At 44.3% G+C, this 11,353-nt stretch carries 9 protein-coding genes and 1 pseudogene; 8 read left to right on the top strand and 2 right to left on the bottom strand.

Going from position 1 to position 11,353, the window contains the following annotated elements:
- The first annotated feature begins 56 nt into the window (after window positions 1-56).
- From AB6E78_RS05830 to AB6E78_RS05805, 6 genes and pseudogenes are all read left to right on the top strand, one after another.
- Window positions 57-431, top strand: coding sequence for a hypothetical protein (locus tag AB6E78_RS05830; RefSeq protein WP_372134146.1), 375 nt, complete (start codon window positions 57-59; stop codon window positions 429-431).
- 213 nt (window positions 432-644) lie between these two features.
- Window positions 645-3,848, top strand: a complete 3,204-nt coding sequence (locus AB6E78_RS05825) for a response regulator (RefSeq protein WP_372134147.1) — start codon at window positions 645-647, stop codon at window positions 3,846-3,848.
- Between the two features lie 10 nt (window positions 3,849-3,858).
- Window positions 3,859-4,335, top strand: a complete 477-nt coding sequence (locus tag AB6E78_RS05820) for a hypothetical protein (RefSeq protein WP_017060466.1) — start codon at window positions 3,859-3,861, stop codon at window positions 4,333-4,335.
- A gap of 1 nt (window position 4,336) precedes the next feature.
- On the top strand, window positions 4,337-5,416 hold the full coding sequence (locus AB6E78_RS05815; RefSeq protein ID WP_102332853.1) for a sulfate ABC transporter permease: 1,080 nt from the start codon (window positions 4,337-4,339) through the stop codon (window positions 5,414-5,416).
- Between the two features lie 46 nt (window positions 5,417-5,462).
- Window positions 5,463-5,639 (top strand): gamma-glutamyltransferase, encoded by a 177-nt coding sequence (locus AB6E78_RS05810; protein WP_372153742.1) that lies wholly within the window; start codon window positions 5,463-5,465, stop codon window positions 5,637-5,639.
- Window positions 5,629-5,841 (top strand): annotated as a pseudogene (locus tag AB6E78_RS05805) (gamma-glutamyltransferase); the annotation flags it as partial. The gene AB6E78_RS05810 and the pseudogene AB6E78_RS05805, both read left to right, overlap by 11 nt.
- A gap of 147 nt (window positions 5,842-5,988) precedes the next feature.
- Here AB6E78_RS05805 and AB6E78_RS05800 read toward each other — a convergent pair.
- Together AB6E78_RS05800 and AB6E78_RS05795 are read right to left on the bottom strand one after the other, a co-directional pair.
- Complete coding sequence (locus tag AB6E78_RS05800; protein ID WP_017060468.1) at window positions 5,989-7,047, bottom strand: HEAT repeat domain-containing protein; 1,059 nt, start codon at window positions 7,045-7,047, stop codon at window positions 5,989-5,991.
- Between the two features lie 87 nt (window positions 7,048-7,134).
- Entirely contained in the window at window positions 7,135-8,466 is a 1,332-nt protein-coding gene (locus tag AB6E78_RS05795; RefSeq protein WP_372134149.1) for an anaerobic sulfatase maturase, read from the bottom strand.
- 137 nt (window positions 8,467-8,603) lie between these two features.
- Here AB6E78_RS05795 and AB6E78_RS05790 point away from each other — a divergent pair, with 137 nt between their 5' ends.
- The gene (locus tag AB6E78_RS05790) at window positions 8,604-9,392 is read left to right on the top strand and encodes a formylglycine-generating enzyme family protein (RefSeq protein WP_372134151.1); all 789 of its coding nucleotides are present in this window, start codon (window positions 8,604-8,606) and stop codon (window positions 9,390-9,392) included.
- Between the two features lie 165 nt (window positions 9,393-9,557).
- Window positions 9,558-11,240 (top strand): alkaline phosphatase family protein, encoded by a 1,683-nt coding sequence (locus tag AB6E78_RS05785; protein ID WP_102332856.1) that lies wholly within the window; start codon window positions 9,558-9,560, stop codon window positions 11,238-11,240.
- Window positions 11,241-11,353: the final 113 nt, after the last annotated feature.

The following is an 11,353-nucleotide window of genomic DNA, read 5'->3' as shown; positions in this document are numbered from 1 at the left end:
AAATTCATAAGCGAGAGGGATGATTCGCCCCAATACCACAGGTAACAAGGAAGAATATGTACACATTCGTTGCAGACAAGCTTGATGTAGCTTACTTATCCGCAATTCCTGAAAACCACCAACTTCAGGAGTGCGATGTACCTGAAGAAGAGATGGAGCTTCGAGAGATCGTTGAGGTTTGGTATGAGTCTGCCTTCCTACCCGCTTTCAATCTTCAGAAAATAGACATTGAGAACAAAGCAGAGCTCACCATCGTACAAATGCACGTATTCAGCAATGATACGAGCACACTCGCCTTCCTACTAAAAAACAGAGTGTATCGCGCCGCACTTAACAGAATGCTCGGAATTTGGACATTAGAACCCTCTGCAAAAACGGTTTTAAAGCAACTTCTTTTCGAATTAAGCCTCGATAACAATCGTTCTCATTAGTAAGCTTTTTAAGTGATTCATCAATAAGCATAAAATTAAACAAACTGCCAAACGCTATAAATCACTAATAAAAGAACGCATTTCAAAATAAGCTCTGGAATCACAAGAACTTATACCTCTCCCACACTTACGTAAAATTTACCGTTTCAAAGTTTCCATATCGGCATTTTTATTCTACTGTTTTTATATAACGACAGTTGGATGGATCCTTATATGGCGATTACGGTTTGGAATAACCTTTCAGTCAAACATAAACTCTTTGGCTTAGTTCTACTTCCCATTTCATTATTACTCTTCCTAGCAGGTAGACAGGCTTATATATTAACGACTCAGTTAACCGATTTTGAACGAACCAATCAGTTATCTGTCTATCTTCAAGATATTTCTATTTTGTATAGAAGTACCTTAGCCTCTAGCCCTGAAGAGTTTGCTACTCAAAGCAACCAAGTAAAGGCAGAACTTAAAAACCTGTCTCCCATCATTTTTTTAGACGCATCTGATGAAATGAATCAACTTGTTGCCGATTTCAGCGAAGCGACCTTATCGACGATGCAAGTGACTGACACTTACGATAAATTGGATGCCCTCGAATGGCAGAGCGATTTATACAAGCAACTGTTACTTGAAGTAGAGAAAGTCCCTTTTGAAAACACTAAACGTGAAATTCAACAGCACCTCACTGCCCTTCAACAACTTGAGTGGTTGATGTTTTGGTCGAACGAAGAGTTCAAGCTTGGTAGTTCACTGATTGAGATCTTCCAAATCAGCCAAGAGTACGACCCAGAACTCGCCGAACAGATCAAAACCTTGAGTGAAAGACAGCAATTGTTCTTAGAGCGCTTTGTTTCATTGAACGCCAACGAACATCAAGTTTCTTTGATGGTTGAAGTGTTTCGAAATGATGTGTTTGCTCAAAGCCAAGAGATAAGAAGCGCGCTACTCGACCTAAATACAATCAGCCAACTGACGCCACAAGAAGTGTCTGTCGGCTTAGAAGCGATGAGCGCACGGCTCAACTTATTACAAAGCCTTGGCGGCGTAATCAAGCAAGAGTTTCAACAAGAAGTTGAGCAAGCCATCTATGACGCGCAAATACAACGAACCCTGTTTATTTCAATCGTCGCTTTGCTGGCAGCGATTGTTATGGGTTTAACTCTTAGCTTGGCGAGACAAGTCACTAACAACCTTAATTTGGTGTTAGCTTTCTTAAAAAGCGAAAATGATGACACGCGCCCTTCTTTAGATAAATTAATCCAAGGTAAAGATGAACTCAGTCTGTTTGCTCAGCAAGTTGAACGATTGACCATCGAACGAGAGCTCGCGAAAGAGAGATTGACGGTAGCAAAAGAAGACGCAGAGAGAGCCAAAGAGGATGCCGAACACGCGAAAGACAACGCAATACAAGCCAGCAAAGCAAAAAGTAGCTTCTTGGCCAACATGTCTCATGAAATTCGCACCCCGCTCAATGGTGTTATTGGTATTTCGGAAATCCTCGCAGATACGCCGCTTACACCGACACAACGTGACTATGTTGATACGATCGAAACTTCATCCCAACTGCTCCTTAGCTTAATCAACGATATCTTAGACTTCTCTAAAATTGAGTCTGGCATGCTATTAATCAGCCCGCATTCTGCATCGATTAGAGAGTCGATATACGACATCGCCTCTATTGTGGCACCAAAAGCGAAAGAACAAAGAATATCGATTAACGTTGATATCAGCCCAGATACACCAGCACGCGTGATGATAGACGATCACCGTTTAAGACAGATCTTGATGAACTTTATGTCGAATGCGGTGAAGTTTACGGCTGAAGGTGGCGTCACATTATCAATTCAAACGCTCAACAAAGCAGATAACAATGCCACCATTCGATTTGCTGTACGAGATACGGGTATTGGTATCGATTCACTGCAACAAAAACAGATATTTGAACCATTCGCTCAAGAAGACGATTCAACCACACGTCAATTTGGTGGTACTGGTCTTGGTCTAGCCATCAGTACACAGTTGGTAGAGCTGATGGGTGGTCAAATTCAACTCGACTCCGTCAAAGGTGAAGGAAGCTGTTTCTACTTCGACTTGGTATTGCCTGTTGACTTGATACTGCCAAAACCAAGTACAGCAACGGCTGATATTTATGTGCTGGGTAACGAAAACATGCTCTCCGAGCGAATCGAGTCCGACCTTAACCTTTATGGTTTGAAGGTTACCGATAAAACGAATGATATAACGGCAATTACAGAGCAGCTCTCCACTCAAAAACACACTAAACCTATTACTGTTGTTTTCGCCGAAGATGACGCATTCCTAGCTAATACCCACGCAGATAACTTAGAAAAGCTGCACCAAAACGGCATCACTATCTGTTTGATACGTTCCTTCTTAAGTGAGCCAGCGAATCTTGGTGACAGCGTTACTGCACAAGTCGCACAGCCCCTACTCGGCTTGCGTTTAATTAAAGCTATTGAGCTTTGTGATACACGAGGTTTGGCGGAACTATCAGAAGCAAGCCAGACATCAGTCGAGATCCAACACAAAATCCTCATCGTTGAAGACAACAAGATCAACCAAAAAATTGCTGGTCTTCATGTCGGTAAAAGTGGTTTTGAATTCGAGTTCGCTAATAATGGTCAAGAAGCTGTGGACATGTTCACCGCTAATCCTCATTACGCGGTGATACTCATGGACTGCATGATGCCGGTTATGGATGGCTTTGATGCAACAAGCAACATCCGAAGAATTGAAAAAGAAACAGAAGCGACGCGACGCATCCCTATCATTGCATTGACCGCCAGTGTCATCGATGACGATATTCAGAGGTGTTTCGACGTTGGTATGGATGACTATGTACCAAAACCATTCAAGTTCGAAATGCTTAAAGAGAAAGTACTCACCGCGGTAGAAGCTATGCCACTACCAGCTTCCTATAAAGCTCAACCTAAGAAACAACCTGCAACTGTCACTCCAATTATCAACGGGGCTGCGACCAAACGTACTTTGCCTGAAGAAGCGGAACAAAACGCAATTCCGAGCAAATCAGAGAGAATCTTGCTAGTCGAAGACAACCGCGTCAATCAAAAAGTAGCTTCTATCATGCTGAAGAAGGCCGGATATGCCTTTGAAATTGCAGACAACGGACAAATTGCCGTTGATATGTACCAGAACGACAGTAGCTTCGACATTATTTTGATGGATTGCATGATGCCTGTTATGGACGGTTTCACGGCAACTAAGGAGATTCGAGAACACGAGAAAAACCAAGGCTTAAGCAAAACTCCTATTATCGCGTTAACCGCTAGTGTTATCGATGATGATATTCAAAAGTGCTTTGATTCCGGAATGGATGGATACGTAGCGAAGCCCGTAAGAAAAGAAAAGCTATTCCATCAAATAGAAAGTGCGACTTGTTAGGAGATACCTCATGGATTGGATTAGAACAATAAAAACACTTCCCCGCAGAGTCATGTTGCCAGTCGCGGTAGGGCTATTAGGAAGCTTGCTTTTTCTAAGCCCTGCTCACGCCGCTGAAGATTATGCCATATTTTCTTTAGACTCCGGATTTGAAGAGATATCAATAAACAAAGCGCGAAAGCTCTATAGAGGGAAAACTAAGCACCTCAATGGCAAACGTGTTGAACTGTCTGATTGGCCTGAGAACAGTGCCGAAAGAGAGGACTTTTATCAGCTTTTGCTTGGAAAAAATGCCGCTCAAATGAATGCACACTGGGCTGGTTTATCTTTTTCAGGAAAAGCGCGTTATCCAAGAGAAATCAAAACGGCGTCAACCGACAGCTTAGTCGACTGGCTTGATGACAAACCAAACCGTATTGGTTACTCCCCACTCTCTTCGGTTCCTCAAAATGCCAACGTTCTCTACGTTATAAGTTCGGAGAAATAATATGAAAAGAATAATTACGTCAGTGTTATGTGCCTCAATGGCCTCTCCGGCTTTTGCGAATATCGAACTTACCGATAATTTATCCTTGAGTGGCTTTGGCTCAACGTCTTGGGCAACATCGGATAACGATAATCCATTAATCATCAACCGCGGTTTTACTGATGAGAGCTGTTACGACTGTGATACCACATTTGGTGTTCAACTCGATTACTTCTACAACTCATTCAAAGCTTCCGTGCAAGTTGTCAAGCCACCCCAATATGATTGGAGTGAGCCGCAGCTAGAGTGGGCTTACTTAGGTTATGAATTTAATGACTTTGATGTCAGCATTGGTCGATTACGACTGCCACTGTTCCTTGCCTCTGAGTACTACTATGTAGGCCAAGCCTATATGACCGCGAGGCCACCTACAGAGGTGTATAACAGCGTTCTCGGAATCACAGCTTTCAATGGCATAAAAGTGAGCTGGACTCACGATGTCAGTGACGAAGCTACTCTTTTACTTACTCCGTTTATCGGCATAAAAGATAAAAATGACGTAGATTTCAACTCGACTACAAAACTGGAATTTGAAACCAATCGCATGCTCGGCGCAAATCTGCAGCTAAGCGGTGATAGCTACCGTTGGAATTTATCTTTCCTAGATTCAAATTTCGATCAGATTGTTATCACAACAATTCCCGGAGTACCGACCCCATTCAGAACTGAGCAAGATAACCAGCATATACAACTTTGGTCATTAGGAGCAGAATACGAACTGGGTCAATTTGTTTTGACAAGTGAAGGACAGATCAGTGACATCTCGTCCTCGATGTACGCTAGTTTGGGCTACAGACTAGATTTATTCACTCCATACGTCGTTTACGGAGCAGAGTTTGATTCTCACGAACACCTAACAGGAAACAGCTACCTAATTGGTGTGGATTACGATGTGTTACCTAACGTCTCCATCAATGGCGAAGTGCAATATTTTGAGGCTCGTAAAGCAAACGGTGCCTTTGTTGAGAATTTCAACGCACTTACTGGTTTTGATGACAAAGATGCCGTCCTTTATACCATCATGTTGAGTTTCGTCTTCTAACCCAAATCCTTTTCCAATTACGCCAGACGAAACTGGCGAAGAGTTTATGGTAAGTGCAACGAATCCATATGTAAGCAGCACTGGGTATTCGGTACTCAAGCAAGGAGGTAATGCAGTCGATGCAATGGTGGCGATGCAGATGACAATGTCGGTGGTTGAACCGGATATGACTGGGATTGGCGGCGGTACTTTTGCGCTGTTTTACCAAAAAGACAAAGATTGATCGCACCAAACCTTACGACCCAACGGGTTTGCTCGTCGAAAAGAAAACCTACGCCGAAATGTTAGTACCAGAGTTCATGCAGCTCGGTTATCCGGTGCATGTCATTCCAGTCGTCAGTGGCTTGAATGCCATTGAAGTCAAAGATGGCAAGATCTATGGCGCGACCGACAGACGCCGTACATCAAGCTCTATGGGTGAATAATAAAACGAAATGGGCAAGTAACAGGCTTGCCCTTATTTTGTCTTTAGTTGCTTGAACCTCGTCTAAGCAGTTCATGGATGCGAAAAAGCCAGTCGAACGTGTCGACTGGCTTTTCATTATAGGCTTCGCTAATTACTCATTAGGATATTATGAGCTTGGCGCTACTCGTTTATCTTTCAACTGATCAATAACATAGTCAGGAGCTACTTTACCTAGCTCACCTAAGCAATCATCGGTCTTTTCATTTCCGTAGCGCACATAGATATCGCATACCGCGTATAGCTGCTCTGGAGAACCAGAGATCAAATATGCTTTCTCGAACGATTTAGTCGACTTGTCGATATCCAACTCTTCTTGTAATACCCCATTTAGGTACCAGTAGTAGCTGTTATCTTTCGCTAGCTTCGCAGCCACTTCAATCTCTTTGGCTGCCGCAGTTTTGTCTTCAAGGCGAACCAGAGTCAACGATTTCGAATAATGCAGAGCGGCGTTGTTTGGCACGCTCTCCAAACCACGATCTAATACTTCGACTGCTTGCTTATCTTTGTTCTGAGCTCGAAAATTATCTGCGTAGCTCAACCAAACTTGCGCTTCTTTTGGATGCGTATTGATCAGCTCTAGATAAACCGTTTCCGCCTTATCCCAGTCATTGTGCCAACGAAGCACATCAGCAAACAGTAATTGGTACTTTTCAGATTCTTGCGTTTCCAAGAAGCTAATAAGCTCTATGACTGGTGGTTCAATTTGTGCTTTCTGCTCGTCATCCAATGCATTGAAGTCACGGACTAGGTTTGACGTTGCCGTATGGCGAACCATGGTATCGCTGTCTTTTAGCAAGGGGGAAACTAACGCCCAGCGATGTTCAAGTTGGTAAGGTTCAGAACCGATAACCGCCGCTTCACGAACTTCAGGGTTTTGATCTTTTAAGCCTCTTGCCACCGCCACCAGCGCATTTTGGCTTGGATATGAAGCAAGCTCTTGCAGTGCACCAGTACGATTTTCAACAGATTGATTCTGATCTTGTGCCATGTAAGACAACTGTTGAATGCGGGTTTGAGTGTCCGTCATTTCAAGCACTTGATTGATATTTTGTGCTGGCGCGTCAACCGTTTGTTGAACGCTATTCGCAGCCATCGCAGACGTTGAAATTAATGCGGACGTTGAAATCAATAAAGCAACAGCCGTCGCTAAACTCTTCTTCATCATAGTATTACCTTAAACTGGAGAACTTAGCCTGTCCTTAGACTCGTATCTGATTAAATTTTTCTTGGACCTGTTGATCCAAAGAACGAGTTAAAACTTGGTCTCGAACGTAGCTTGTTGCGCCTGTTTTGCTCGATGCGCCATCAATACTGAGTCGCTGAATTTACCATGAGCAACCGGATGCCCCATCGCGCGAGCGATGTACGCCATCGACTTATCGACATGAGAAAAGAACTTATGCCAACCAGCACATAAGTAGTTCAAACCCGGTTCACCTACACGAGTTTTGATAAAGCGGTTCTTAGGGCACTCACCATGACAAGCGAACTTGTAATCACACTGCTGACATTGACTGGTCAGTGTACGGGATTTAGCAAAACCAAACTTTTGCTGTGGTGCGCTGTACGCCAAATCCTCAAGTTTCTCGTGATGAATATTGCCAATCTTGTATTCAGGGTAAACATAATGGTCGCATGAAAATACGTCGCCATTTGGCTCCATTGCCAAGCCCTTTCCGCATATCTCATTCAAGGTACACAGTGGGTTCGGACGCCCAATCCATGTTTCTACGCTCGCTTCAAAATACTGAACAAACACCTTGCCGATGTCGTTCTTGGCCCACTCGTCAAACACAGAAATCAAGAAGTTACCCCAAGCCAAGTCCGACACACACCACGATTCCATGATTGAATCTTTATGGCCGGGGATCAGGCGTTTGTCGCCTTGTTTAAGCTGCTCGCTTACTTGGGATGTTTGTGGTGCAACCGTTCTAAAGGTTTTTTGCTCAACGATAGGGATAAACTGCATTTGTGGCGACTTCACCACATCACGTAAGAATCGGTACACTTCTAGTGCATTTTGACTGGTCAGGTTGTTCACGCAGGTTAACGTCGCGAATTTCACTTGGTGCTTGTGCAACAGCTCGCCAGCCGCCATCACTTGTTTGAACGTACCACGACCGGCTCGGTTAGTACGGTAGGCGTTATGCAGCATCTCTGGGCCATCAATACTTAAGCCGACCAAGAAGTTATTCTTTGCTAAGAACTGCCCCCAATCGTCATTCAGTAACGTGCCATTGGTTTGTAAGTCGTTTGAAATCAATACACCTTCAGGTTGGTACTTCTTCTGTAGTTCAACCACACGTTCAAAATAGGCCAAACCAAGCATGGTAGGTTCACCACCCTGCCATGAGAAGATAATTTCTGGCGTGTTTTGACCTTCGATGTATTGTCGGATGTAGGTTTCTAACGTCTCATCATCCATTCTTGGAGAACTGCCTTTCTTGTACTCCAACAAATCTTGCTTACTTAGGTAGTAACAATATTTACAGTCAATGTTGCATGCTGCGCCAATCGGCTTAGCCATGACATGCAAGCGCTTAGACGCTTTACCGTTATATTGTGGACCTTGAGTAATATGCATGATTTACCTACCTATTTTAGTATTCTGGACCCATCATAATTCCTATTCGATCAGGTGACATGTTATACCCTTTATAACCAATAGGAATGACCTTAAACGTTAGAATTAGACCCTATTTCGAACATCTGAGGCACGTGATGAAATTTCTTAATTACAAACAGTTAGCAACAATTAGCAGCGTCACCATGACTATCCTTCTGAGTGGCTGTGCAAGCGTGCCTACACACCCCATCGCCCAACAAATTGACCAAGAGATGGTGTTGGTTGAAGGCGGCACATTCACCATGGGGTCGAACGGTCCAGAAGCGACCAAAGCAGAGCGTCCTGCACGTAATGTAACTGTAGATAGTTTCTATATTGCGAAGTTTGAGGTGACTCAAGAATTGTTCGAATCGGTGATGGGTTCATCTCTCAGTTATTTCCAAAACCCACAAGTTCCGGTCAATAACCTTAGTTGGCAGCAAGCAAACTATTTTGTTGAGCAGTTGAATGAATTAACGGGTGAAGAATACCGTCTGCCTACTGAAGCTGAATGGGAATTTGCAGCCAAAGGTGGCAATAAAAGTAAAGGCTATACTTACAGTGGTTCCAATAACTTAGATGATGTTGCGTGGTACTCAGCAAATTCTAAAAATAGCGCACATCCAGTCGGGCTAAAGAAACCAAATGAACTAGGCTTATATGACATGACAGGAAACGTGGGCGAGTTTGTTATCGATGCCTTCGATGACACCTTCTACCGATTCGGTCCAACAGACAACCCTAACAACGCAAAACACAGCGACGTCGGTTTATCACACAAATCGGTTCGCGGTGGCAGCTTTGCTTATGACGAAAATGAATCTGAAAGTTACCGTCGTGACTTCACAAGCCAATCGATCACTATGTCAGATATGGGGCTGCGTTTAGTTAAGGATGTGAACTAGCTAACGAAGCGAACTAACTAAAGATGCCGAAGGTTATGGTTCAATAATCGTCACCAACAATACTAAAAATACGATTCGCACTGCACACACGTTACAAATCTGGCCAAACGTTGGAAACCTGACCAAACATTAGAACTCAGCGGCAACAGTGAATAAGGAAACTCTATGCAATACACCAAGCTTTCAGGACTAACCCTCGCGTTACTCTGCGCTCTCCCAGCTTCAGCTGAGGAAAAGCCAAATCTAGTCCTTCAAATCACGGTAGATGGCCTGCGCGCAGATCTAATCGAACGATATAAGCACAACTTCGGTGAAGGCGGTTTCCGGTACTTAATGGATGATGGTACCTACTACACCAACGCAAACTACCAACATGGCAACACGGAAACGATCGTGGGCCATGTGTCGCTTGCAACAGGTGCTCCACCGAGCGTACACGGCATGGTAGGTAACGTTTGGTATGACCGTAGCGAAGAACGTTTGGTGTATAACGTAGAAGACGGTAACTACCAAATGCTGACCTCTGGTGCAGGTGTCGATAAAGCAACAGAGATCGACCCAACGCAGAAGACAGCACAAGGCGATGGCCGCTCTCCAGAGCCAATACTCTCCACCACGTTTGGTGACGAACTGACGATTTCCAATAGTGGCAAATCAAAAGTATTCGGTGTATCAGTGAAAGACCGCGGCGCAATCTCATTGGCAGGACACAGTGGTAAAGCCTTCTGGTTCTCCAAAGCACAATCGGAGTTTGTCACCAGTAACTATTACTATGACGAGTATCCAGATTGGGTATCACGCTGGAACGAGAAAGCGATTGCTGCTCAGTATTCCAAACAGAAATGGGAGCTCTCATTACCGCGTGATAAATACACGTTGCAAGAACACGATACCGAACACAAAGTGAAACTCGGTGACTTCCAACGCACCTTCCCTCATCCTTATGGCCCGGCAAGTTACAAGTACTACAGCACAACGCTAACCGTCAGCCCTGCTGGTGACGAAATCACGGAAAACTTCGCTAGCACCTTGTTGATGCAAGAGAAGCTTGGCCAAGGCGACGTGACCGATTATCTGTCAGTGAGTTTCTCATCAAATGACTACGTGGTGCACCTTTACGGCCCTGAAAGCCTAGAAACAGAAGACAACCTTATCCGACTTGATAAGACTCTCGCTAAGCTTTTCAAAACCGTGGATAACCAAGTCGGGCTAGAAAACACATTGATTGTGCTGTCTGCCGACCACGGTGTACCTGAATCTTCACCTGCGGCAAATGCGCTTGGTTTCAATCAAGCTCAATACTTCAATAAAGACACACTACTCTCGAGTGGTGTTGAGAAACGATTGAAGGATGAATTTGGTTTAACCAAAGACGCGATTCGCTTGTACGCACAACCTTACATCTATCTGAATCATGATCTGATCGCTGAGAAGAAGCTTGATCTGGCTAAGGTCCAAGAAGCTATTGCGGATGAAATTGCAAAAGTGAAAGGTGTTGCGTTTGCTGTATCAAGTAGTGACATTGCGGCTAACCGAGTACCGGATACGCATGTGATGCAGCTAATTAAAAACAACTACCACCCTGCTCGTTCTGGCGACGTGTACGTAGTATTTGCACCGCGCAGCTACATTAACGACATGGAAGGCCTCCAAATTGCCTCTACACATGGTTCTCCGTGGAAATACGACACTCATGTGCCTGTGATCTTTGCAGGCTACGACGTTGAAGCTAAGAAGGTATCGCGAGCAGTGACGCCATATGACATTGCGCCAACGCTTTCGAACAAACTGGGTATCACCCAACCAAGCGGGTCAATCGGAGAAGTGCTGCAAGAGATCACTGAGTAGACTCAATCTCTAAGGTTTCGTGAGCTAGATTTCGAATCCAGCACCCACTCAATAAAAGAGGTTCATCGCGGCTTTCCGGGGAAAGCCGCTTTTATCTTCAAGAAGAAGTAGTC

Source organism: Vibrio sp. 10N.247.310.98, assembly GCF_041467395.1.
Lineage (GTDB): Bacteria > Pseudomonadota > Gammaproteobacteria > Enterobacterales > Vibrionaceae > Vibrio > Vibrio crassostreae_C.
This window is presented reverse-complemented; position numbering and strand designations above follow the sequence as displayed.